The organism is Micromonospora sp. WMMD736, from assembly GCF_049179015.1.
GTDB lineage: Bacteria > Actinomycetota > Actinomycetes > Mycobacteriales > Micromonosporaceae > Micromonospora.
Genome location: NZ_JBMHMI010000001.1, coordinates 5,336,073 through 5,360,289 on the forward strand (window position 1 = coordinate 5,336,073; position 24,217 = coordinate 5,360,289).

Consider the following 24,217-nt stretch of genomic DNA (forward strand, 5'->3'; position numbering starts at 1 on the left):
CACCCCCACGACGGTCAGGCGGACGGGTCCTGGCGGGCGGCGTCGATCCGCGCCCGGGCCCCGTCCAGCCAGCGCTGGCAGATCACCGCCAGCGCCTCGCCGCGCTCCCACAGCGCCAGCGACTCCTCCAGGGACGTGCCGCCGGCCTCCAGCCGCTCGACCACCGAGGCCAGTTCGGCGCGGGCCTGCTCGTAGCTGAGCCGCTCGTCCGGCCCGGCCTTCGTGTCGTCAGTCATCGCGTCCATCTCAGCACACGCCGGTCGGTGTCACCGCGTCGCCACGTCCCCGTCGACCGTCGCGGCCAGCTCGCCCTCGGCGAGGCGTACCCGTAGCGGGTCGCCCTTGCCGACCTCGGCCGCCGCCCGGACGACGTGCCCGTCGGCGCGCTGCACGATCGCGTACCCCCGGTCGAGCGTCGCGGCGGGGGAGAGGGCGCGCAGTCGGGCGAGGGTGTGCCGCAGGTCGTCGTCGGCGGCCGCGATCCGGTGGTCCAGGCAGCGCCCGGCGCGTTGCCGTAGCGCGGTCAGCTCGCTGGCGCGGTGCTCCACCATGACCTGGGGTCGGGCCAGCACCGGCCGGGACCGCAGGCCGTCGAGGCGGTGTGACTCCCGGTCGACCAGGTTGCGCACCGCCCGCTGGAGCCGGTGCCGGGCCTGACCGATGAGGCGTACCTCCTCGGTGAGGTCGGGAACCACCCGCTTGGCCGCGTCGGTCGGGGTGGAGGCCCGCAGGTCGGCCACGTAGTCGACGAGCGGCGCGTCCGTCTCGTGGCCGATCGCGCTGACCACCGGGGTACGACAGCCGAAGACGGCCCGGCACAGCGCCTCGTCGGAGAAGGGCAGCAGGTCTTCGATGCCGCCACCACCCCGGGCGATGATGATCACATCGATGCTCGGGTCCGCGTCCAGGACCTTGAGCGCGTCCACGATCTGCGGCACGGCGGACGGGCCCTGCACCGCCACGTTCACGGTCCGGAACTCCACTGCCGGCCAGCGCCGTCGCGCGTTGGTCAGCACGTCCCGCTCGGCGGCGGACGCCCGGCCGGTGATCAGACCGATCCGGCCGGGAAGGAACGGCAGCCGGCGCTTACGGGCCCGGTCGAAGAGCCCTTCGGCGGCGAGCAGCTTCTTGAGCTTCTCCAACCGGGCCAGCAGTTCACCGAGACCCACCTGTCGGATCTCGTCGGCCCGCAGGCTCAACGTGCCCCGGGCGGCGTAGAACTCCGGCTTGGCGTGCAGCACCACCCGGGCGCCCTCGCGCAACTCCGGCGCACCGGCGTCGAGCACGTCACGGTTGGTGGTGACGGTCAGGCTCAGGTCGGCGGACGGGTCACGCAGGGTCAGGAAGACGGTGGTGGCCCCGGGACGGCGGCTGATCTGCGCCACCTGCCCGTCCACCCACACCCAGCCCAGCTTGGCGATCCACGCCCCGACCTTCTGCGAGACGACCCGAACCGGCCAAGGCTCCTCGGCGCTGCTCTTGCCCTCGCCACCCCCACCACTCACGCACCCACCCTACGACCACCCCGCCGGCACCCCGCCGGCCCCCGTTGATCATGAAGTTATTGCGCTCGGTGGCGGCGTGTCGTGGCAATAACTTCATGATCGACGAGCTGGGGTGGGGGCCCGGGTTGTGGACGGTGGTGGGTCGGGGGTGGGCACGTAGGATGGGGGACGTGACTGATCTCCGGACCGGCAAGCGCGTGCTTTTGGCCAAGCCTCGCGGCTACTGCGCGGGTGTGGACCGCGCGGTGCAGACCGTCGAGGAGGCGCTGAAGCTGTACGGCGCCCCGATCTACGTCCGCAAGCAGATCGTGCACAACAAGCACGTCGTGCAGACCCTGGAGGCCCAGGGCGCGATCTTCGTGGAGGAGAACGAGGAGGTGCCGGAGGGCTCGACCGTCATCTTCTCCGCGCACGGCGTGGCACCCGAGGTCTACGAGCAGGCGCGGGAGCGTTCGCTCAAGGCCATCGACGCGACCTGCCCGCTGGTCACCAAGGTGCACCAGGAGGCGAAGCGCTTCGCCGCCGAGGACTACGACATCCTGCTGATCGGCCACGAGGGGCACGAGGAGGTCGTCGGCACCGCCGGTGAGGCACCCGCGCACATCCAGCTCGTGGACGGCCCGGACGGCGTCGACAAGGTCACCGTGCGCGACCCGGAGAAGGTGGTCTGGCTCTCCCAGACCACGCTCTCGGTGGACGAGACCCTGGAGACGGTCGCCCGGCTCAAGCAGCGGCTGCCACTGCTCCAGTCCCCGCCCAGCGACGACATCTGCTATGCCACCTCCAACCGGCAGCACGTGGTCAAGGAGATCGCCCCGGAGTGTGACGTGGTGATCGTCGTCGGCTCGACGAACTCGTCCAACTCGGTCCGCCTCGTCGAGGTCGCCCTGGACGCCGGCGCCCGCGCCGGTCACCTCGTCGACTTCGCCCACGAGATCGACGACGCCTGGCTGACGGATGCCCGTACGGTCGGCGTCTCCTCCGGCGCGAGCGTCCCCGAGGACCTGGTCCGCGATGTGCTGGCACATCTGGCCGAGCGTGGCTTCGCCGACGTCGAAGAGATCACCACCGCCAACGAGCGGCTCACCTTCTCGCTCCCGCAGGAGCTGAGGCGGGACATGAAGGCCGCCGCGGCCCGCGGCTGAGAAGCGCTGGGAACGCCGCGCCCGTGCCATACGTCGAAGACGGCATGAGGACTTTTCGGCTCGTCGTCCCCGCCCTGTTCGTCTGCGCGGCGCTGAGCGCCTGCGGTGGAACCGACGGTCCCGCCACCCCCGGCGGACCGTCGGCGTCGTCCGGGCAGTCCGCCCCCGCGTCGCCGAGCAGTTCCGAGTCGCCCGGCACTCCCGAGTCCCCCAGCACTCCCGCCCCGCCGATCAAGTCGCCCGGCGGGCCCACCGTTCCGCCGCCGGCCGGCAGCGCCGAACTCACCGGCACGATCACCGCCGGAGTGGAGCCGAACTGTGTGCTCCTCGACGGGTATCTGCTCGTGGGCGGTCCCCGCGACGTGCTGACCCCCGGTGCCCGAGTGACCGTCACCGGCCGGGTGGAGAAGGGCACGATGACCACCTGTCAGCAGGGCACCCCGTTCGTCGTCGAGAGCGCCAACCGCCGTTAGCCCGCGGCCGTCAGCGGTCGGCGTCGTCCAGCAGCTCCGGCGCCTGCGGCTGGCGCGGGGTCAGCTCCACCTGGGCGGGGGCGGCCAGCTCGTCATCCGAGACGCCCAGCTCGGCGAGCTTGCGGGCGCTGACCAGCACCCGCGCCTCCAGTGAGCCGACCGCCCGGTTGTACGCGGTCACCGCGCCGGTCAACGACGATCCGAGCTTGCCCACGTGGTCGCCGAGGGTGGCGAGCCGGCCGTACAGCTCCCGGGCGAGGGTGTGCACCGCCACCGCGTTGCGGGCCAGCGCCTCCTGCCGCCACGAGTAGGCCACCGTACGCAGCAGCGCGACCAGGGTGGCCGGCGTGGCCAGCACGACGTTGCGGGCGAACGCGTGCTCCAGCAGCGTCGGGTCGCGTTGGAGCGCGACGTCGAGGAACGGGTCGGCCGGGACGAACAGCACCACGAACTCGGGTGAACTGTCGAACGCGGCCCAGTACGACTTGGCGGCCAGGGCGTCGACGTGCCCGCGCAGATGTCGGGCGTGCGCGTCGAGGTAGGTGTCCCGGCCACGCTCGTCGCGGGCCTCCATGGCCGTCAGGTACGCGTCGAAGGGCGCCTTCGCGTCCACCACCACCGACCGGCCGCCGTGCAGGCGTACCACCAGATCCGGTCGGACGACCTGATCGTCGGTGGCGGCGGTCACCTGCTCGGAGAAGTCGCAGTGCTCCAGCATGCCGGCCGCCTCGACGATCCGGCGGAGTTGGTGCTCGCCCCAGCGGCCCCGCACCTGCGGCGCGCGCAGCGCGGCCACCAGCTGCTTGGTTTCGGTGCGCAGCTCACCGGAGACCGCGTTCATCGAGCGGACCTGCTCGCGCAGCTCGGCGTACGCGTCGACGCGGTCGTGTTCCAGCTCGGCCACCCGCTGCTCGTAGCGGCGCAGGCTGTCGTGCAGCGGCGCCACGGCCCGGGCCACCGCCTCCTGGGACTGCGCCGTCGCCTCGTAGCTCAGTGCGCGCATGGACTGCTCCAGCCGCCCCTCGCCCTCGCGGGTAGCGGTCAGGGTGGCGTCCAGCCGGGCGATGTCGGCCGCCGACCGGGACCGGGCCGCGAACCAACCCACCGCCCCGCCGGCACCGAGGCACACGACCACCACCAGCAACGTCGAGACGTCCATCACCGGAGCTTGCCAGACGGGTACGACGTGACACCCGGGGGTACGTTCGTTGACATGGAAGCTCTGCTGTGCCTCGCGGTCGTCCTCGTCGGCGTGGTGGGTGCCGGCCTGCTCGCCTACACCCGGGTCAACGCCCAGCGACGCGCCGCGCTCGGCGACGCCCGCGCGGACGCGCAACGGTGGTACGAGCGTCTCGGTGGCCAGTTGATGACCCTGCACGGCGACGAGCCCGCCGTCCGGCAGGCGTTGGCCGACGCCGGGGAGCGCTACAACGCGGCCGGTTCGCAGCTGGAGCAGGCGCGGACGCCGCACCAGTTCGCGCTCGCCCGGGAGACCGCGCTGGAGGGGCTGGCGTACATCCGGGCGGCGCGGACGGCGTTGGGCATCGATCCCGGGCCGGAGGTGCCGGCGTTGGCCGCCGCGCGGGGCGTCGGGCAGCTCACCAAGGAGCGCGAGGTCGACGTGCAGGGCCAGACCTTCCGGGCCGGCCCACAGCCGGGCCGGGACACGCCCTACTACTACCCCGGCGGCCGGTACCAGGGCCGGCCGGTGCCGGCCGGTTGGTACTCGACGCCGTGGTGGAAGACCGCGCTGGGCGCGGGCGCCGGTGTGCTCGGCGGCATTCTGATCGCCGACGCGCTGTTCTCGCCGGCCTTCGCCGACCCGGGGTACGGCTACGACCAGGGCTACCAGGAGGGTTTCGGCGACGGCGCCGACTACGCCGACGACCAGGGCGGCGACTACGGCGACCAGGGCGGCGACTTCGGTGGCGACCAGGCGGGCGACTTCGGCGGCGGCGACTACGCCGGCGGCGACTTCGGCGGTGGCGGCTTCGGCGACTTCGGCGGCGGGGACTTCGGTGGCGGCGACTTCGGCGGCGGGGACTTCTGACCCCGCCCGATCCGACGATCATGAAGTTGTGGTGGCCGCTTCGCCGCTGTTGGCGGCCTTTGCGGGGCACCACAACTCCATGATCGACCGGGCTCGCCGGGCCGGCCGGGCCGGCCGGGCCCGGCCTGGGGTTTGGTCAGCCGGTGTTGCGCATGCCGGCGGCGATGCCGTTCACGGTGGTGAGCAGCGCCCGTTCCAGGGCCGTGCCGTCGCTCGGGGCACGTCGACCGCCCGGCGCGGTGGCGACCGCCCGGCCCGCCGCTCCGGACTCCCGGTACTGGCGCAGCAGCGCCACCTGGAGGTGGTGCAGCGGCTCCAGGTAGGTGTCGCGGACGGCCAGGGTGCGCTGGAGCACCGGTGAGTTCTCCAGCAGGGCCGGCGAGGCGGTCACGGCCAGCACCTCGCGCTTGGTCAGCTCGTACTCCCGCTCGATCTGCTCGAAGATCGGGTGCAGCTTCTTCGGCACCAGGGTTTCGACGTACCGGCGGGCGATGCTGAGGTCGGTCTTGGTCAGCATCATCTCGACGTTCGACAGGAACGTGCGGAAGAAGTGCCAGTTGCGGTGCATCTCGGCCAGCACGTCCGCCAGCCCGGCCTCGCGGGCGGCGGCCAGGCCGGAGCCGACGCCGAACCAGCCCGGCACGATCTGCCGGGTCTGCGTCCAGCCGAACACCCACGGGATGGCCCGCAGCCCGGACAGTCCGGCGCCGGTGTTGGGACGCTTCGCCGGCCGGGAGCCGATGTTCAGCGCGCCGAGCAGCTCGGTGGGGGTGGAGGCCCAGAAGTACGCCGGCAGGTCCGGGTCCTCGACGAGCGACCGGTACGACCGGAACGCCGACTCGGAGACCACGTCCATCGTCGCGTCCCAGCGCTCCAGCATCTCGGCCGGCTGCCGGGGCGCGGTGTGCAGCAGCGTCGCCTGGAGCACCGCGGCGAGGGTCAGCTCCAGGTTCTCCCGGGCCAGCGAGGGCAAGGTGTACTTGTCGGAGATGACCTCGCCCTGCTCGGTCACCTTGATCGCGCCGTCCAGCGTGCCGTACGGCTGGGCCAGGATCGCCTCGTGCGTAGGCCCACCGCCGCGCCCGACCGTACCGCCGCGGCCGTGGAAGAGGCGCAGGTGTACGCCGTGCCGGGCGGCCACGTCACGCAGCGCGCGCTGGGCCCGGTGGATCGACCACTGGCTGGTGGTGATCCCCGCCTCCTTGTTGGAGTCGGAGTAGCCGAGCATGACCTCCTGCACGTCGCCACGGGCCGCGACGAGCGCCCGGTACGCGGGCAGTGACAGCAGCTCGTCGAGGATCTCGCCGCCGGCGTTCAGCTCGGCCGGGGTCTCCAACAGCGGCACGAAGCCGATGCGGGCCCGGCCGCTGTGCACGTCGACGAGCCCGGCCTCGCGGGCGAGCACCACGGCGGCGAGCACGTCGTCGACGCCCAGGGTCATCGAGATGATGTACGACTCGATGACCTCGCTGCCGAAGCGGTCCTGCGCCTCCCGGATCGTGGTGAACACGTCGAACGTCTTGCGGGACAGCTCGGAGAGGGGCGTGTCCGCGGTGGAGAGCGGTCGGCGGCCGGTCAGCTCGTCGGCGAGCAGCTTGGTGCGTTCCAGCCGGCTCAACGACGGGTAGTCGGCCACCTCGCCCACGGCCTCGTAGAGCTGGGCCAGCACCGCGTGGTGCGCCTCGGCGTGCTCCCGGACGTCCAAGGTCGCCAGGTGCAGGCCGAACGCGGACACCGTCCGGATGGTGGAGGCCAGCCGGCCGACGGCCGTGAGCTGCCCCGAGTTGCGGGCCAGCGACGCGCGCAGCAGGTCCAGGTCGGCGATCAGCTCGGCAGAGCCGCGGTAGTCCCGACCCGGGACGTGCGCGGTGCCCTGGCGCAGTCGCTGCCGGGTGTTGGCGAGCTTGGCCTTCACACAGCGCGCCTTGAGCCGGTACGGCTCCTCGGCGTTGACCCGACGGAACCGGGGCGCCACCTCGGGCAGCGCGTCGAGGTCGGCGGCGAGGCTGGCGGAGAGGTCGAGCGACACCCCGCGCAGCCGGCGCGAGACCGAAACCTCGTTGATCAGGTGGTCCATCGCCTTCTCGGTGGCGGCGATGCCGTGCTCGTGCTGGATGGTCAGCACCTCGCGGGTGACCGCCGGGGTGACGAAAGGGTTGCCGTCCCGGTCGCCGCCGATCCAGCTGCCGAAGCTCAGCGGGCGGGCCGTCGGCGACGTCTCCACGCCGAGGGTGCGCAGCGTGTCGGCCAGGTCGTCGAGCACCTGCGGCGCGGCCTCGGCGTACAGGTCGCGCAGGTAGTAGATGGCGTTACGGGCCTCGTCGGTCGGGTCCGGCCGGTCCAGCCGCAGCTCGTCGGTCTGCCACATGAGGTCCAGCAGTTCGGCCAGCCGGCGGTTGGCCGGGCCCTCGTCGCTCGCGCCGTAGAGGATCGCGTTGGCGGTCTCGGTGTCCAGCTCGTCGGCGATGGCCCGCAGCTTCGACAGGATCGACCGGCGGGCCGCCTCGGTCGGGTGGGCGGTGAAGACCGGCCGGACCGCCAGTCGGCGGGCCACGGCGGCGATCTCCTCGGCCGGTACGCCCCGCTCGGCGATCATCTTGGCCGCCTGGTCGAGCCAGCCGCCCTGCACGGCGCGGCGGCGACGCAGGTCCCGTGCGCGGTGTACCTGCTCGGTGATGTTGGCCAGGTGGAAGTAGGTGGAGAAGGCGCGGGCCAGCTTGGTGCCGGTGGTCACGTCGAGCCCGCCGAGCCGCTGGGCGGCGGCCGGGACGTCGGTGCGTACCTGGGCGCGGATCTCCTCGACGAGGTCGAGCAGCGGGCGGCCCTCCTGACGGGCCAGGGTCTGGCCGAGGAGGGTGCCGAGCCGGCGGATGTCGGCGCGCAGCGCGGCGTCCGGGCCGTCGTGGTCGTGCTGGTCGGTCACGATGCGCTCCTTACGTGAGTACGAAGGACAGCGCTGTCCGACTCCCTGGATGGTATCCGCGTCCGGCCCTTTGGCAGGAGGGGCTCCGGGCGTGCCGCGTCGTGAGACGAAACACCCCGGAGATCACCTCAGGGTCTTGCGCGGGTGCCGGCCCGGCCTCCCCGCACCACGGTCGCGGCGAGCAGGGCCGCCAGGGCGACCACCGCCCACAGCACCAGCCCGGTCAGTGGCCAGCCGATCGACCGCCGGTCGAAGTACACCGCCGACTTGACCAGATCGGTCGCGAGCCCGGGCACGTTCCACCGGTGCATGCCGCGCAGCCAGGTGGGCAGGAACTCCGGGGCGTAGATGCCGCCGGAGCCCGGATTGCCGAGCACCACCAGCAGCAGGATCACCAGTCCGGTGCCGAGCACGCCCAACCAGCCCTGCACGGCGGCGGCCACCATCGCGGCGGCGAAGGCGGCCAGCATGCCGGTGCTGGCGACGGCCGGCAGGTCGTGGTGCCAGACGTCCAGCACCGGGCCGACGATCACCGCGCCGGCGATGCCGAGCAGGACGCTGTAGACGGCGAGCGCGCCGATCCGTACGCCCGCGCGGCGCAGGGTGCGCGGAGTGGTGCCGACGGCGATGCCGAGCGCGGTCGAGGCCAGGTACCCGCCGAGGACGCACCCGATCGCCAGGTAGAACGGGACCAGACCGCGCGGGTCGGTGTCGGCGACCGGCACCTCGTCGGCCACCCGCAATGGCATCCGGGACTGCGCGGCGGCGGCGGTGAGCACCTGCACGACGACCTCGGTGGCGGCCGGCGCGCTGGCGCTGGCGGTGGTCAGCACGAGCCCGCCATCGGGGGTGGAGCCGAGTACCCCGTACACCTCTCGGCTGTTCAGGCCGTCGTCGGCGGCGCCCGGATCGGCGTACTCGATGGCCTTGATGGTGTTGGTCCGGTCGCGGACGGCGGTCAGGACCGTTCGGGCGGCCTGGTCGCCGCTCGCCACGCCGACCGGCACGTCGCGGGGGTGGGGTTGGTGCAGGGCGCCGACGTACGCGGTGATGAACGCGACGGCCAGCGCCAGGGTGCCGAGCAGCAGTCCGGCGGTGCGGGGGAGCTGGTCGCGTATCCGGATCTCCGGCGACTCGTCCACCTGGCCAGCCTAGGGTGCGTTTTGCCCTACTTGCGGCGTTTCTGCCGGCGCGCGTCCGATCCTGACCGTCATCCCGCGCAGCCGAGCAATTTTCTTCAAGACCTGTTCAAGGTGACACGGCGACGATGACTCTCGTCGGTCCGGAGGTCTCCCCAGCCGGGGTGGCCGAACCGGAGCAGGCGGGCCTGTTCGGGGAGGCCCGAAGCCCGGCCGGACCCGCGCCCGATGGAGGTGCCGTACACCCCCAGGTACGGCACCTCCATCCCGCGTCCGAGGTCAGGCGGCGAGGGTGGGGTCCGATCCGGCGGGGGCGAGCAGTCGACGCAGGCGCGCGGGCGGATGCCCCACCTGCTCGCGGACTACCCGGGTCAGGTGAGCCTGGTCGGCGAAGCCGTACTCGGTGGCGAGCGCGCCCAGCGGACGGCCGTCGGGCTCGGCGAGGGTGTCCAGCACCGCGCGGACCCGCAGGCGGTTGCGGTACGCGGTCAGGCTGCTGCCGGTCACCCGCTGGAACACCCGGCTGAGGTGGTGCGGTGAGCTGCCCACCTCCCGGGCCACCTCGCTCAGGCCGAGCGTGAAACCGGAGTGGGCCAGCACCTCGCGCGCCTGGTCGGCGAGCCGCCGGTGCGCGGCCAACGTCGCCGGGCGTCGGCGGACGGCCCGCTCGACCTCGGCGTCCACCTCGTCGGCAGCCAGGTCGCTGTGGTGCAGCAGGCGGGCCAGGAACCGCTGGAGCCGTTCGGCCATCTCGAACCGGTCGAGCCCGCGCCGGAACTCGGCCACCAGCAGACGGTGCGCCAGGTCGAGTGTGGCGTCCGAGGTGCCCGTCCAGCCGCTCCGGTCCATCCAGCGCTGGGCGTCCGGCCGTTCCGCCAGCACCGCCGGATCGATCTCCAGGCAGGTGTACGAGTCGCCGCAGCCGAACGGGTGCGCCACCGCCATGTCGTCACCTGGTCGGGTGAGCAGCACCGAGGTGGCGTCGGAGAGTTCGTCCCGCCCGTTGAGCCGCCGCCGGTACGCCCCGGACCGGCCCAGCATGATCTTGTGGCGATCCTGGGTGACGGTCTCCGTCCACCCGTGGTTCTCGACGATGCAGCGCACCTGGTAGATCAGCATTCCGTCCGGGTGCCCGAGCACCCGCCAACGGGCCGGCGTGGTGTGCCGACGCGGATCACTGCCGAACTGCTCAGCGGGCATCGCTTCCCCTGACTCCCGAGTGGCCCGGGACCGCCCGGCGCTGCGTGACCGCCACGGCCTCAGCTCTCGACCACGGCGAAGGCGCGGACCGGGAAGGTACCCATCCCGGCCACCATCGGCGGCGCCGCGGTGAACCGGAACCCGGTCGGTGGCAGTGCCTCCAGGCCGGTCAGGTGCTCCACGATCGGGATCCCGGCGGCGAGCAGGATGCTGTGTGCGGGGCGTACGCCGTGCGCCGCCGGGCTCATGTCGTCGATGTTGATCGAGTCGATGCCGACCAGGGCCGCGCCCGCGTCGGCCAGTGCCCGGGCGCCGTCCTCGCTCAGGAAGGGCGCCTCCGGCGCGGAGTACCGCTCGGTGCCGAAGTGCGCGTCCCACCCCGTGTGCAGCAGCACCGCACGCCCGGCCACCTCGTACGGCGCCAGCATCAGCCGATCCACCGCTCGGGTGTCGGCCGGCACCCGGACCACCACCCCGGGCAGGTCGGCGAGGCGGTCCAGCGGCACCCCGGTCAGATCCTCGCGGCCATCCCAGCGGTGGGCGGGGGTGTCCACGTACGTGCCGGTGTTGGCGATCATGTCGATCCGGGCCACGTGGAACTCGGTTCCCGGGGCGTACCGCTCCCGGGACGCCGCGTACGTCAGCCAGTCGGTGACCCGCGGGCCCGGCCACCCGGGCAGGGTGGTCATCCCGTCACTGATCACGTGGCTCAACTCCACCAGCCGACGACCGCCGCCGGTCGTGGCGACGGCGCGGCCACCCTTGTGCGGTTCCTGGATCATCGTCTTCGCGCTGATCCGGACCTCGTCGACCATGAGCAGCCCAAGATGCCCGACGAAGAGCGCGGCGAGGTCGTCGTCGTCGATCTCCCGCCCCGGGACGTCCAGCCGGAACCCCTCGGTACGCAGCCCGCCGCCGTTGGCGAAGCTCACCTCCGCGTCGAACTGCACCCGCCACTGCTCGCCCATCCACGCACTCGACCACGACACCCCGCCCTGGTCAAGATCCCTGCGACGGCTCGCGCTGTTCGCACGGCCGGCTCGCAGCGCAAGATCCGCGCAACTTCACCGATGTTGCTGTCTGCGGGGCCGCTGAGGCAGCAACTTCGCCGATGTTGTGAGGATCTTGGGCGCGGGGCGCGGGGCGCGGGGCGCGGGGCGCGGGGCGCGGGGCGCGGGGCGCGGGGCGCGGGGCGCGGGGCGCGGGGCGCGGGGCGCGGGGCGCGGGGCGCGGGGCGCGGGGCGGGCGACGCGCGTGGGACCTGGGCGGAACGGGGTGGGTGTCGGTGGACGGAGATAGGCTTGAGGACGTGCACCCCCCGTCCGGCTGGACGCGGGGCTCCCGTCGTGTGCGTCGAATCCCCTGGAAGGACTCCCTTGCTCACCGGTCTGTTCTCCGCCGCCCTGGCCGATCCCGGGCTGGCCCGGGCGCGTGACCTGGCGCGCTCCGGTGCCGCCCAGGTCGACGGCCTCGACATCACCGCTCCCGCCGCGCTGCGCCCGTTCGCCGTCGCGGCCGTCGCCGCGGACACCGACGGTGCCGGCCGCCCCGTGCTGGCCGTGACCGCCACCACCCGCGAGGCCGACGACCTGGCCGCCGCGCTCGGCGGGTTGCTGCCGCCCGAGCAGGTGGTGGTCTTCCCCTCCTGGGAGACGCTGCCGCACGAACGGCTCTCCCCACGGTCCGACACGGTGGGCCGCCGGCTGGCCGTGCTGCGTCGCCTCGCGCACCCCGAGTCGGCCGACGCGCACGGCCGGACCGGTCCCCTGCGGGTGGTGGTCGCCCCGGTCCGTTCGTTGCTGCAACCGCAGCTCAAGGGCCTCGGTGACCTGGATCCGGTGCAGCTCGCCGCCGGTGCGGAAGCGGATCTGGAGGAGGTCGCCCGCCGCCTCACCGACATGGCGTACGCCCGGGTCGACCTGGTCACCAAGCGCGGCGAGTTCGCGGTGCGCGGCGGCATCCTGGACGTCTTTCCGCCCACCGACGAGCACCCGTCCCGGGTCGAGTTCTGGGGCGACGAGGTGGAGGAGATCCGCACCTTCGCGGTCGCCGACCAGCGCACCATCGAGCAGGTGCCGTTGCTGTGGGCGCCGCCCTGCCGCGAGTTGCTGCTGACCCCGGCGGTGCGTGAGCGGGCCGCCGCGCTCGCCGAACAGCATCCCGAGTTGGCCGAGATCCTCGACAAGCTCGCCGAGGGCATCCCGGTGGAGGGGATGGAGTCGCTGGCCCCGGTGCTGGTCGGCCCCGACTCGCTGGAGTTGCTGCTGGACGCGATGCCGGCCGGCACCCACGTGCTGCTCTGCGACCCGGAGCGGATCCGTACGAGGGCGCACGATCTGGTGCGTACCTCGGAAGAGTTCCTCCAGGCCTCCTGGGCCGCCGCCGCGGTCGGCGGCCAGGCCCCGGTGGACGTCGGCGCCGCCGCCTTCCGCACCCTGGCCGAGGTACGCGCCACCGCCGGCACCCTCGGTCAACCCTGGTGGACGCTGTCCCCGTTCGGCCTGGTGGAGGCGGAGACGGCCGAGGCGCGGCAGCCCTGGGAGGACGCCCCCGAGCAGGCGGCGGTCACCCCGGACGACGCCATCGCGGTGACGCTCGCCGCCCAGCCCGCCCCGCTCTACCACGGCGAGACCGCGCGGGTGGTCGACGACCTCAAGCGCTGGGCCGGCGAGGGCTGGTCGATCGCGCTGGTCTTCGAGGGGCACGGCCCCGCCCAGCGTGCCGTGGAGGTGCTGCGCGACGCCGGCCTGGGCGCACGGCTCACCGAGGACGTGCCCACCGCACCCGCTCCCGGTGACCTGGTCGTCACCTGCGGCGCGCTGACCAGCGGATTCGTCGACGAGGCGTCCCGTTTCGTGCTGCTGACCGGCAACGACGTGACCGGTGGCCGGGGCACCTCGACGCGGGACATGCGCAAGATGCCGAGCCGTCGGCGCAACACCATCGACCCGCTGGAGCTCAAGGCCGGCGACTACGTGGTGCACGAGCAGCACGGCATCGGTCGGTACGTCGAGCTGGTGCAGCGCACCGTCAACGGCGCCAGCCGGGAATACCTGGTCATCGAGTACGCGGCCAGCAAGCGCGGCCAGCCCGGCGACCGGCTGTTCGTCCCCACCGACCAGCTCGACCAGCTCTCCCGCTACGTGGGCGGGGAGCAGCCGACGCTGCACAAGATGGGCGGCTCGGACTGGCAGAAGTCCAAGGCCCGGGCCCGCAAGGCGGTCCGCGAGATCGCCGCGCAGCTCATCCAGCTCTACGCCGCGCGCAAGGCGTCCAAGGGCCACTCGTTCGGCCCGGACACCCCGTGGCAGCGGGAGCTGGAGGACGCCTTCCCGTGGCAGGAGACGCCCGACCAGCTCGCCGCGATCGACGAGGTCAAGCGGGACATGGAGCAGACCGTCCCGATGGACCGGTTGATCTGTGGTGACGTCGGCTACGGCAAGACCGAGATCGCGGTGCGGGCGGCGTTCAAGGCCGTGCAGGACGGCAAGCAGGTGGCGGTGCTGGTGCCGACCACCCTGCTGGTGCAGCAGCACTACAACACGTTCGCCGAGCGGATGAGCCAGTTCCCGGTGCAGATCCGGCAGCTCTCCCGGTTCCAGACCGCCAAGGAGACCGAGCGGACGCTGGAGATGGTCGCCGACGGCACCGTCGACATCGTCATCGGCACGCACCGGCTGTTGCAGACCGCCACCCGGTTCAAGCAGCTCGGACTGGTGATCGTCGACGAGGAGCAGCGCTTCGGCGTCGAACACAAGGAGCACCTGAAGACGCTGCGCGCCTCGGTGGACGTGCTGAGCATGTCGGCCACCCCGATCCCGCGCACCCTGGAGATGGCCATCACCGGCATCCGGGAGATGTCCACCATCGCCACCCCGCCGGAGGAGCGGCACCCGGTGCTCACCTTCGTGGGCGCGCAGGACGACCGGCAGGTCGCCGCCTCCATCCACCGTGAGCTGCTGCGCGACGGGCAGGTCTTCTACCTGCACAACCGGGTCGAGTCGATCGACCGGGCGGCGCGGCGGCTGCGCGAGCTGGTGCCCGAGGCGCGGGTCGCCGTAGCGCACGGGCAGATGAGCGAGGAAGCGCTCGAGAAGGTGATGGTCGGCTTCTGGGAGAAGGAGTTCGACGTCCTGGTCTGCACGACCATCGTGGAGTCCGGCATCGACATCCCGAACGCCAACACCCTGATCGTGGAGCGGGCCGACCTGCTCGGCCTGGCCCAGCTGCACCAGATCCGGGGTCGGGTCGGCCGGGGCCGCGAGCGGGCGTACGCGTACTTCCTCTACCCGCCGGAGAAGCCGCTCACCGAGCACGCCCACGAGCGGCTGGCGACCATCGCCCAGCACACCGAGCTGGGCGCCGGCATGTACGTGGCCATGAAGGACCTGGAGATCCGGGGCGCCGGCAACCTGCTCGGTGGTGAGCAGTCCGGCCACATCGAGGGCGTCGGCTTCGACCTGTACGTGCGGATGGTCGGCGAGGCGGTCTCCGCGTTCAAGGGCGAGCGCCAGGAGGAGGAGACCGACGTCAAGATCGACCTGCCGGTCGACGCGCACCTGCCGCACGACTACGTGGGCGTGGAACGGCTGCGCCTGGAGATGTACCGCAAGCTCGCCGAGGCCCGCGACTCCGAGCGGCTGCGCGAGGTCGTCGCCGAGATGACCGACCGGTACGGCGAGCCGCCGGCTCCGGTGCAGAACCTGGTGGCGGTGGCCCGGTTCCGCCTGCTGGCCCGCCGGTACGGCCTGACCGACGTGTCCATGCAGGGCAAGCACGTGCGGTTCGGGCCGCTGCCGCTACCGGATTCGAAGCAACTGCGGCTCAAGCGCTACCACCCGGACGCGGTCTACAAGCAGGCCACCGACCAGGTCAGCGTGCCCCGGCCGAGCACCCGTCGGATCGGTGGCGAATCGCTGCGCGACCAGGCGTTGCTCGAATGGTGTGCGCAGCTGCTCTCCGACGTCCTGGGCGCTCCCGCCCCACTCGCCGCGGCAACCGCGTGATCGGTCGCGGGCGTGGTGAGAACGTCCGCGACCGTGTGGAGTCCGCGTGGTGAGGTGGGGGCCGTCACAGCATGGGAGAGGGCATGAGAGAGTGACGGGCATGCGTGCTCGCCGTGTGATCGTCGCCGCCAGCGTCGCGGCCTTGGCTGCCCTCTCCCTCGCCGCCTGCGGCAGATCCGCGCCGAGCGTCGCCGCCTATATCGGTGACACCACCTACTCGGTGGACCGGGTCGACACGATCTTCGAAGAGGCGCAGGCGACGTACGAGAAGAACGCCCGGGCGGCGTTCGAGCAGCAGAACGGCCCGTCCGCAAGTCCCTCGCCGGATGAGCTGCGGTTCAAGGGGACCCGGCAGGACATGCTCAACCTGCTCGTCGGCCTCGACCTGGCCAAGCGGGTGGTCGCGGAGAAGAACATCACGGTCAAGGACCAGCTCAAGGCCGAGGAGTTGGGGCAGAGCCTCCGCGTCCCCGGCTCCGAGTACGCGAAGCTCGCCGCCGACTGGTACAACCACTTCTCCGCCCTGCAGGCGGGTCTGCCGCCCGCCGAGTTGACCGACGACGAGCGTTCGGCGATCTACGACGCCCTGGTGAAGAGCGGGGTCGCGTCCGCCGGTTGGTCCGTCGACGAACAGCGCGAGCGGTTCGGGGCACCGGAGATCGCTCCGCAGGTGAACGCGGTGGTGGCGCTCAGCAAGGCCTTCAAGGAGGAGGTCAAGCGGGAGGACGTCACCGTCAATCCGCGCTACTCGTCGTTGGAGATTCCGGCCCTGTTCCAGGTGCCGAACCAGGGCACTGCTCTGTACGACCTGCCCTACCTGGACCGGCCCAGCAGCACGGTCACCGACGTCTCGACCCCGGACGCGTCGCCGTCGAGCCCGAACCCGGACACCGAGGGCACGGCCAGCTGAGCATGACGGCACGGATCGTCCTATTGGTCACCTCACCCCGGCTGCCGGCCGGCCTGCTGACCTCGGCCGCCTGGGACGTCGTACGGCAGCATCCGGTGCTGGCCGGCGCGGAAAGCGAGTTGACCACGGCGGTGCGGCAGGCGGGCGCCGAGGTGACCGTCGTGGCCGGCTCGGCCACGCAGGCACTGCTGGACACGGTCGCGGAGCACGGTACGGCGGTCTGGCTGGCCGGACCGGCCGGGGACGAGTCGCTGGCGCGGGAGTTGGGCCTGCGGTTGGCCCGGGAGCCGGGGCTCGCCGAGATGGAGCTGATGTACGGCTCGTGGGACCCGCCGGGGGCGCGGCTGCTGGACGCGGTGGCCGTGCTGGACCGGCTGGCCTCGCCGGGCGGCGACCCGTGGAAGCGCGCGCAGACGCACCGTAGCCTCGCGGGTTACCTGCTGGAGGAGAGCTACGAGGCGTACGACGCGATAAGCGCCGACGACACCGACGCGCTCCGCGAGGAGTTGGGCGACGTGCTGCTCCAGGTGGTGCTGCACGCACGGCTCGCCGAGGAGCTGCCCGAGGGTGCACGGTGGAGCATCGACGACGTGGCCGGTGGCCTGGTCGACAAGATGATCCGGCGTAACCCGCATGTCTTCGCGGGCGCGGAGGCGGGCACGCTGGAGGAGATCACCGCCAACTGGGAGCGGATCAAGCGGGCCGAGAAGGCGCGCGACTCGGTGCTGGACGGCGTGGCGCTCAGCCAGCCCGCCCTGTCGCTGGCCGCGCAGATCCTCGACCGCGCCGCCCGCGCCAACCTGACCGTCCCCCTCCCACCCCCCGACACCGACACCGACGAGGCGACCCTGGGCGCCACCCTCCTGACCCTGGTGGCCGAGGCCCGCAAGGCCAACCTCGACCCCGAGGCGGCCCTGCGCCGCGCCACCCTGGCCCACGCCGACACCATCCGCGCCGCCGAAACCGCACCCCCGCCCGCACCCTCTTGACCTCGATGATCATGAAGTTATTGCCGCGACACGCCGCTGCGGCGCGCAATAACTTCATGATCAACTAGCCGGGCGCGGGGTGGTCGGTAGGGTTGGTGGGTGGAAGCGTTTGGGGTGCTGGCTGAGCGGGTCGTCGAGGCGCTGCTGGAAGCGCGGCCGGGGGTTGCCACCGCTGCGGGGGATCACCGGTTCGACGACCGGCTTCCCGATCTGTCCGTCGACGCGTTGGCCGCCGACCGGGCGATGCTCACCGATGCGGCCAACGCGCTCTCCGAACTGGACCCCGACGCGCTGGACGTCGACGAGCAGGTCGACCACGCGCTGCTCACCTGCTTCGTCGACCGGGAGCTGTTCGAGCTGACCGAGATCCGGTCGCACGAGTGGGACCCCCTGGCCCACAACCCCGGCCCGCTGCTGCACCCCCTGCTCGCGCGCCCGTACGCCCCGGCCGAGGTGCGCCTGACGCAGCTCGCCGGCCGGCTCGCCGCCGTACCGGATGCCCTCGCCACCGCGCGCGCGACGCTGCGGGACATGCCGCGGATCCACGCCGAAACCGCGGTCGGGCAGTTCACCGGCACGGCCGCGCTCATCCGGGACGAGCTACCGGGGCTGATCGCGCAGGCGCCGGGCGGCTTCGACAAGGTGGAGCCGGCTGCCACGGCCGCGATCGCCGCGCTTGACGAGTTCGTGGCCTGGCTGCGGGTTCGGTTGACCGCCGACGCCGGGCCCGGCCGTGACCCGCGCCTGGGCCGCCGCCGTTGGGAGGCGCGGCTCTGGCACACCCTGGACACCGAGCTGAGGGCCGCCGAGATCCAGCGTCGGGCGTGGGCCAACCTGGATCGGGTCACCGAGGAGATCCGCGCGGCGGCCGTCGAGCTGGTGGGTGGTCCGGCCGACGACGAGACGGTACGTCGGGCGCTGGATCTGCTGGCCGCGGAGCACCCGGACGACTCGACGATCGTCGAGCTGGCCGGTGTGACCCTGGACGAGGCCACCGACTTCGTCCGGCTGCACGACCTGGTCACCCTGGTCGACGACCGGTGCGTGATCCAGGAGATGCCGGAGTTCGCACGCGGCGTCGCGGTGGCGTACTGCGATTCACCCGGCCCGTTGGAGACCGCTCCGGTGCCGACGTTCTACTGCATCGCGCCCACCCCGGCGGACTGGTCGGCGCAGCGCGTCGACTCGTTCTACCGCGAGTACAACGACCACATGGTCCGCAACCTGACCGTGCACGAGGCGATGCCCGGCCACTTCCTCCAGCTCGCCCACGCCCGGCGGCACGTCGGCGACACGCGGGTGCGGGCGTTGGCCCGCTCCGGCCCGTTCGTCGAGGGCTGGGCGGTGTACGCCGAGGAGCTGATGGCCGGTCTCGGCTTCGGCGGTCTGCCGGTGCGGATGCAGCAGCTCAAGATGCAGCTCCGCATGACCATCAACGCGCTGCTCGACCAGTTGGTGCACGCCGAGGAGCTGCCCGAGGCCGAGGCGATGGCGTTGATGACCGGTCGTGGCTTCCAGGAGGAGGGCGAGGCCGCCGGCAAGTGGCGTCGGTCCCTGCTCACCTCGACGCAGCTCTCCACGTACTTCGTCGGGTACAGCGAGGTGGCGGAGATCGCCGCCGCCCGCCCGGCGGGCGTGTCGGCGCGCGACTGGCACGACGCGATGCTCGCCCACGACTGCCCGCCCCCGCGCCACCTGCGCGCCCTCCTCGGCGTCTGAACGGGTCAGGAGCCGCCGGGGCGGTTGTCCACCACACCTGCTCCGGCGGGCGGGTCGAACGCGTTCTTCTCGACCGACTCGGAGTAGTCGCTCAGCGCCAGCTCCATCGGCTTGCCGTCGACCGCGCCGACGAAGCTGCCGAGCACACCCTCGGTGGTCACGCAGGCGCTGAAGTCGCCGTCCGAGCGCTCTACCTCGACGCAGGCGGCGTGGTGCCCGGCGACGGTGGTGTCGCTCTGCTTGATCACCGCCTGCGGGTCGAGGGCGGCGGCGGTCAGCAGGCCGACCACCACGGGCGGGGTGACGAGACCCTGCTGGTTCGCCTCGTCGAAGAGGGCCACGGTGGGCTTGCTGCCGGGTGTGGGCGGCGGAACGAGCGTGCACGCCATCCGACCGCCGGCCGCCGTGCACCGGGTGACGGCGTCGGGGGTGACGGTCAGCCGCCCACCCGGGTAGGTGTAGGCGGAGCGGGCCGGGTCCTGCGCCTGGACGATCGCGGCGGTCTGGCCGCCGGGCAGTTGGTAGTCGGCCGTGTAGGTCAACTCCAGCGCCCGGTCGAGGCGGGCGGCGAGGTCGTTGACGAGATCCGCGCGACCCATGGCGCGGCCGGCGTCCTCGAATGTCTGACAGCCGGTGACCGTGAGCGACGCGATGACCGACACGGCGAGCATGCGGAGGGTGGTCGTGGCGGCGGGCATGGCGCCAAGCCTGGTGGATCTAGTCGGCACAGCGCAAACCCGTTGCCGGTTGGCGCCCGGAAATACGGGAATGTCCGTCACTGTAGGGCGACTCGGGTGCGCGGGCGACGCCATGCCCGATCTCGTCGCCCGATACGCTGCGTTCAACACCTGCCTCAGCCGCACCGTCGCGGCCCACCCACGGACCGGATCACAACAACGAGGAGCGACTCAGTGGCAACCATCGAGGGAATCGTCGCGCGGGAGATTCTCGACTCGCGGGGCAACCCGACGGTCGAGGTCGAGATCGGCCTGGACGACGGCACGGTGGCCCGCGCCGCGGTGCCCTCCGGCGCCTCCACCGGCGCGTTCGAGGCGATCGAGCTGCGCGACGGTGACGCCGACCGTTACCAGGGCAAGGGCGTGGAGAAGGCGGTCTCCAACGTCGAAGACAAGATCGTCGACCAGCTCATCGGCTACGAGGCCAGCGAGCAGCGGCTCATCGACCAGAAGATGCTCGACATCGACGGCACCGACAGCAAGTCGGAGCTGGGCGCGAACGCCATCCTCGGGGTCTCCCTGGCGGTGGCGAAGGCCGCCGCCAGCAGCGCCGAGCTGAGCCTCTTCCGCTACCTGGGCGGCCCGAACGCGCACCTGCTGCCGGTGCCGATGATGAACATCCTCAACGGTGGCGCGCACGCCGACTCCAACGTCGACGTCCAGGAGTTCATGATCGCGCCGATCGGCGCGCCCACCTTCCGCGAGGCGCTGCGCTCCGGTGCGGAGGTCTACCACGCGCTGAAGTCGGTGCTGAAGAAGAAGGGCCTGTCCACCGGGCTCGGTGACGAGGGTGGCTTCGCGCCGAACCTGCCCACCAACGCGGCCGCCCTGGACCTGATCGCCGAGGCGGTCGAGAAGGCCGGCTACCGGCTCGGCACCGACATCGTGTTCGCGCTCGACGTGGCGGCCACCGAGTTCTTCGAGAACGGCACCTACACCTTCGAGGGCGCCGCGAAGTCCGCCGAGGACATGAGCACCTACTACACCAAGCTCGCCGACGAGTACCCGATCGTGTCGATCGAGGACCCGCTGGCGGAGGACGACTGGTCCGGCTGGCAGACGCTGACCGCGTCGATCGGCGACCGGGTGCAGATCGTCGGTGACGACCTGTTCGTGACCAACCCGCAGCGCATCGCCCGTGGCATCGCGGAGAAGGCCGCCAACGCCGTCCTCGTGAAGGTCAACCAGATCGGCTCGCTGACCGAGACCCTGGACGCGGTGGACCTGGCCCACCGGGCCGGCTTCAAGTGCATGATGAGCCACCGTTCCGGCGAGACCGAGGACACCACCATCGCCGACCTGGCGGTCGCCACCGGCTGTGGTCAGATCAAGACCGGCGCTCCGGCCCGCTCGGACCGGGTCGCCAAGTACAACCAGCTGCTCCGGATCGAGGAGGAGCTGGCCGACGCGGCGCGCTACGCGGGCGCGGGTGCCTTCCCGCGTTACCGTTCGGCCTGAGTGGGGTTGCCGGGAGGCCCCGCCGTCGTGGGGCTTCCCGGCGCAGGTACGCGACAGACGTAGCCTCGGGGGAGGGGTGTGACGATGCAGCGCCGCACACCGGGTGGTCAACGGCCCGCCCGCCGACCGGGTCAGGCCGGTCGGCCGGGCGCCGGGCGGGTCACCCGCGGGTCGCTCCGGGACGCTGGCGTACGCGCCGAAGCGCGCGGCGCCGCCGGTCGCGCCCCGGGCACGGTCCGGGGCGCCGAGGGCGGACGCTCCGCCAGTCGTCCGGCCGCCGCCCGGCGTACCGCCGCCGGTGGCGGTGCCGTCAAGCGGCTCGCCGCACCCCATCCCCGTCGCTTCACCGGCCGGGCCACCGTGCTGTTCGCGGTGCTGATCGCGCTCGCCCTGGCGTACACCTACCCGGTGCGGGTCTACCTGGACCAGCAGGCCGACATCGAACGGATGGAGGCCGCGCAGGCGGCGCAGGAGAAGCAGATCGCCGAGCTCGCCGCCGAGGCCGCCAAGTGGCAGGACGACGAGTTCATCGAGGCGAAGGCCCGGGAGCGGTTCTTCATGGGTCGGCCGGGCGAGAAGATGATGGTGGTCATGAACGACGCCGAGGGCGCGGCCCGCGACGCCGGCAAACCGGCCGGTTCGGGTGCCCCGGCAGGGCCTTCGACCTGGTACGACACGCTCTGGGGCAGCGTGCGCGCGGCGGACAGCCAGCAGCCGGGCAAGTGATCCACCGACCAGCACACCAGGAGAGACGAGCACCGTGACTGTCGTACCCCCGTCGGAGCCGGCGGCGGATTCCGTACCCCTGCCGCAGCGGGAACCGGCGACCGAGGCCGACCTGGCCGCGGTGGCCGCGCAGCTCGGCCGCCCGCCCCGGGGGACCCGGGCGGTGGCCCACCGCTGCCCCTGCGGTCTGCCGGACGTGGTGGAGACGACGCCGCGCCTCGCCGATGGCACCCCGTTCCCGACGCTGTTCTATCTGACCTGCCCCCGGGCCACCGCGGCGTGCAGCCGGTTGGAGTCCGCGGGGCTGATGCGGGAGATGGCCGACCGGTTGGCGACCGATCCGGAGCTGGCCGCCCACTACCGGGCGGCGCACGAGGACTACCTCGCCCGCCGGGACGCCATCGGCGAGGTGCCGGAGATCGCCGGCATCTCGGCCGGTGGGATGCCGGGCCGTGTGAAGTGCCTGCACGTGCACCTCGGCCACGCCCTGGGTGCCGGCCCCGGCGTGAACCCGTTCGGCGACGAGACGTTGGCGCTGGTCGAGCCCTGGTGGACGGCCGGCCCGTGCGTGGATCTGCCCGACAGCGAATGACCGCGCAGGCCGAGGGGCAGATCCTGGTGCGGCGTGCCCGCACCCGGGACGTGCGCGGCATCCGCCGGCTGGTCGACATGTACACCGACGACCGGCGGCTGCTGAGCAAGGCCACCGTGACCCTGTACGAGGACGTGCAGGAGTTCCGGGTCGCGGTCCGGGCCGACGACGGCGTCGTGGTGGGCTGCGGCGCGCTGCACGTCATGTGGGAGGACCTGGCCGAGATTCGCACGGTGGCGGTGGACCCGACCTGCCAGGGCCAGCGGATCGGGCACCGGCTGGTCGGCGAGCTGATCGACGCGGCCCGGGAGTTGGGCGTGGCACGGATCTTCGTGCTGACCTTCGAGACCCGGTTCTTCGGCTCGTTCGGCTTCCGCGAGATCGACGGCGCTCCGGTGCCGCGGGCGGTCTACGAGCAGCTGCTGCGCTCGTACGACGAGGGCGTCGCCCAGTTCCTGGACCTGGATCGGGTCAAGCCCAACACGCTGGGCAACACCCGGATGCTGCTGCGGTTGTAGGTGCTGTCGGGGCCGGTCGGTCGGTTCAGCGTGATGCTGGTGAGTCATCAAGATGACCCAGAGGCATCACGCTCATCAGGGACTGGCCGCCGCGAGCCGGCGTGGGTGGTTGCCTGTCGTAGGGTTGCCGGGTGACGACGCGTGTGGCGGCCATCGACTGCGGGACCAACTCGATCCGACTCCTGGTCGCCGACCTGCCGGAGGAGTCGGCCGGGCCGAAGGCCCCGCTCGTCGACGTGACCCGGCGGATGGAGATCGTCCGGCTGGGGCAGGGCGTGGACCGGACGGGCCGGCTGGCGCCGGAGGCGATCGAGCGGACCCGGGTGGCGCTGGCGTCGTACGCCGCCGACATCGAGGAGTTGGGCGCCCAGCGGGTACGGATGTGCGCGACCTCGGCCTCGCGGGACGCCGCCAACGCCGCCGACTTCACCGAGATGGTGCGGCAGACCCTCGGCGTCACGCCCGAGGTGGTGAGCGGCGACGAGGAGGCCCGGCTGTCGTTCACGGGCGCGGTGCGCGGGCTGCCGGCCGACGCGAAGGAGCCGTTCCTCGTCGTCGACATCGGCGGCGGCTCGACCGAGTTCGTGGTCGGTGACCGGGCCGGTGTGCGGTCGGCGATCTCGGTGGACATCGGCTGCGTCCGGATGACCGAACGGCACCTGGCGGGCGATCCGCCGACGCCGGAGCAGGTCGCGGCGGCGGAGGCCGACATCGCCGCCGTCGTGGACCGGGCGCTCGCGGCGGTGCCCGGCCGCGAGGCGGCCACCCTCGTCGGCCTCGCCGGTTCGGTCACCACCGTGGTGGCCATCGCCGAGGGACTGCGGGGGTACGAGCCGGAGCGCATCCACCACGCGCGGGTGTCGTACGAGGCGGTCGCGCGGGTGACCGCGGACCTGCTGGGGCGGACCAGCGCGCAGCGGCTGGAGATTCCGGTGATGCACCCGGGGCGGGCCGACGTGATCGGCGCGGGGGCGCTGGTGCTGCGCGTGATCATGGAGCGGGCCGGCATGCCGTCGGTGGTGGCGTCCGAGCACGACATCCTCGACGGCATCGCCTGGAGCCTCGACGCCGCGTAGGGCTGGTCGACACCCCGCGATCGGCGAGTCGTTGACGCTATTTCGCATTGC

The 24,217-nt window shown here is 72.5% G+C and carries 20 protein-coding genes; 12 read left to right on the forward strand and 8 right to left on the reverse strand.

The window, feature by feature from the left end; genetic code table 11:
- Positions 1 to 14 precede the first annotated feature (14 nt).
- On the reverse strand, positions 15 to 236 hold the full coding sequence (locus tag ACN269_RS24105) for an exodeoxyribonuclease VII small subunit (RefSeq protein ID WP_421474551.1): 222 nt from the start codon (positions 234 to 236) through the stop codon (positions 15 to 17).
- Between the two features lie 30 nt (positions 237 to 266).
- Positions 267 to 1,505 (reverse strand): exodeoxyribonuclease VII large subunit, encoded by a 1,239-nt coding sequence (gene xseA, locus ACN269_RS24110; RefSeq protein ID WP_421474552.1) that lies wholly within the window; start codon positions 1,503 to 1,505, stop codon positions 267 to 269.
- Between the two features lie 161 nt (positions 1,506 to 1,666).
- Here xseA and ACN269_RS24115 point away from each other — a divergent pair, with 161 nt between their 5' ends.
- Both ACN269_RS24115 and ACN269_RS24120 read left to right on the forward strand, forming a co-directional pair.
- Positions 1,667 to 2,650, forward strand: a complete 984-nt coding sequence (locus tag ACN269_RS24115) for a 4-hydroxy-3-methylbut-2-enyl diphosphate reductase (RefSeq protein ID WP_421474553.1) — start codon at positions 1,667 to 1,669, stop codon at positions 2,648 to 2,650.
- Between the two features lie 44 nt (positions 2,651 to 2,694).
- Positions 2,695 to 3,123, forward strand: coding sequence for a hypothetical protein (locus tag ACN269_RS24120; RefSeq protein WP_421474554.1), 429 nt, complete (start codon positions 2,695 to 2,697; stop codon positions 3,121 to 3,123).
- Between the two features lie 10 nt (positions 3,124 to 3,133).
- Here the strand turns inward: ACN269_RS24120 and ACN269_RS24125 are convergent, their stop codons facing one another.
- The gene (locus tag ACN269_RS24125) at positions 3,134 to 4,282 is read right to left on the reverse strand and encodes a DNA recombination protein RmuC (protein ID WP_421474555.1); all 1,149 of its coding nucleotides are present in this window, start codon (positions 4,280 to 4,282) and stop codon (positions 3,134 to 3,136) included.
- Between the two features lie 54 nt (positions 4,283 to 4,336).
- Between ACN269_RS24125 and ACN269_RS24130 the strand changes: the two genes are divergently transcribed.
- Positions 4,337 to 5,173 carry a hypothetical protein gene (locus ACN269_RS24130; RefSeq protein WP_421474556.1) on the forward strand — a complete coding sequence of 279 codons (837 nt, stop codon included), beginning with the start codon at positions 4,337 to 4,339 and terminating at the stop codon, positions 5,171 to 5,173.
- Between the two features lie 136 nt (positions 5,174 to 5,309).
- Here ACN269_RS24130 and ppc read toward each other — a convergent pair whose 3' ends face one another.
- The 4 genes from ppc to ACN269_RS24150 all read right to left on the reverse strand — a co-directional run bounded on the left by ppc (position 5,310) and on the right by ACN269_RS24150 (position 11,403).
- Positions 5,310 to 8,096, reverse strand: coding sequence for a phosphoenolpyruvate carboxylase (gene ppc / locus ACN269_RS24135; protein ID WP_421474557.1), 2,787 nt, complete (start codon positions 8,094 to 8,096; stop codon positions 5,310 to 5,312).
- Between the two features lie 128 nt (positions 8,097 to 8,224).
- Entirely contained in the window at positions 8,225 to 9,238 is a 1,014-nt protein-coding gene (locus ACN269_RS24140; RefSeq protein ID WP_421474558.1) for a hypothetical protein, read from the reverse strand.
- Between the two features lie 276 nt (positions 9,239 to 9,514).
- Positions 9,515 to 10,435, reverse strand: a complete 921-nt coding sequence (locus ACN269_RS24145; RefSeq protein ID WP_421474559.1) for a helix-turn-helix domain-containing protein — start codon at positions 10,433 to 10,435, stop codon at positions 9,515 to 9,517.
- Between the two features lie 59 nt (positions 10,436 to 10,494).
- On the reverse strand, positions 10,495 to 11,403 hold the full coding sequence (locus ACN269_RS24150) for a cyclase family protein (protein WP_421474560.1): 909 nt from the start codon (positions 11,401 to 11,403) through the stop codon (positions 10,495 to 10,497).
- Positions 11,404 to 11,811: 408 nt separating this feature from the next.
- Here ACN269_RS24150 and mfd point away from each other — a divergent pair, with 408 nt between their 5' ends.
- From mfd to ACN269_RS24170, 4 genes are all read left to right on the forward strand, one after another.
- A complete protein-coding gene (gene mfd, locus ACN269_RS24155) occupies positions 11,812 to 15,441 on the forward strand; it encodes a transcription-repair coupling factor (RefSeq protein ID WP_421474561.1) in 3,630 nt (1,209 codons plus the stop codon).
- Positions 15,442 to 15,541: 100 nt separating this feature from the next.
- The gene (locus ACN269_RS24160; protein WP_421474562.1) at positions 15,542 to 16,351 is read left to right on the forward strand and encodes a hypothetical protein; all 810 of its coding nucleotides are present in this window, start codon (positions 15,542 to 15,544) and stop codon (positions 16,349 to 16,351) included.
- A 2-nt stretch (positions 16,352 to 16,353) separates the two neighbouring features.
- The gene (locus tag ACN269_RS24165) at positions 16,354 to 17,340 is read left to right on the forward strand and encodes a nucleoside triphosphate pyrophosphohydrolase (RefSeq protein ID WP_421474563.1); all 987 of its coding nucleotides are present in this window, start codon (positions 16,354 to 16,356) and stop codon (positions 17,338 to 17,340) included.
- 99 nt (positions 17,341 to 17,439) lie between these two features.
- A complete protein-coding gene (locus ACN269_RS24170) occupies positions 17,440 to 19,059 on the forward strand; it encodes a DUF885 domain-containing protein (RefSeq protein ID WP_421474564.1) in 1,620 nt (539 codons plus the stop codon).
- A gap of 5 nt (positions 19,060 to 19,064) precedes the next feature.
- Here the strand turns inward: ACN269_RS24170 and ACN269_RS24175 are convergent, their stop codons facing one another.
- Positions 19,065 to 19,757, reverse strand: coding sequence for a hypothetical protein (locus tag ACN269_RS24175; protein ID WP_421474565.1), 693 nt, complete (start codon positions 19,755 to 19,757; stop codon positions 19,065 to 19,067).
- Between the two features lie 213 nt (positions 19,758 to 19,970).
- Here ACN269_RS24175 and eno point away from each other — a divergent pair, with 213 nt between their 5' ends.
- The 5 genes from eno to ACN269_RS24200 all read left to right on the forward strand — a co-directional run bounded on the left by eno (position 19,971) and on the right by ACN269_RS24200 (position 24,166).
- The gene (gene eno, locus ACN269_RS24180; protein WP_355048850.1) at positions 19,971 to 21,254 is read left to right on the forward strand and encodes a phosphopyruvate hydratase; all 1,284 of its coding nucleotides are present in this window, start codon (positions 19,971 to 19,973) and stop codon (positions 21,252 to 21,254) included.
- Positions 21,255 to 21,338: 84 nt separating this feature from the next.
- Complete coding sequence (locus ACN269_RS24185; protein ID WP_421474566.1) at positions 21,339 to 21,980, forward strand: FtsB family cell division protein; 642 nt, start codon at positions 21,339 to 21,341, stop codon at positions 21,978 to 21,980.
- A 34-nt stretch (positions 21,981 to 22,014) separates the two neighbouring features.
- Positions 22,015 to 22,572 carry a DUF501 domain-containing protein gene (locus ACN269_RS24190; RefSeq protein WP_421474567.1) on the forward strand — a complete coding sequence of 186 codons (558 nt, stop codon included), beginning with the start codon at positions 22,015 to 22,017 and terminating at the stop codon, positions 22,570 to 22,572.
- Positions 22,569 to 23,090 (forward strand): amino-acid N-acetyltransferase, encoded by a 522-nt coding sequence (locus tag ACN269_RS24195; protein ID WP_421474568.1) that lies wholly within the window; start codon positions 22,569 to 22,571, stop codon positions 23,088 to 23,090. Before ACN269_RS24190 ends, ACN269_RS24195 begins: the two co-directional genes overlap by 4 nt.
- A 143-nt stretch (positions 23,091 to 23,233) precedes the next feature.
- Positions 23,234 to 24,166, forward strand: a complete 933-nt coding sequence (locus ACN269_RS24200; RefSeq protein WP_421476533.1) for an exopolyphosphatase — start codon at positions 23,234 to 23,236, stop codon at positions 24,164 to 24,166.
- Positions 24,167 to 24,217 lie beyond the last annotated feature (51 nt).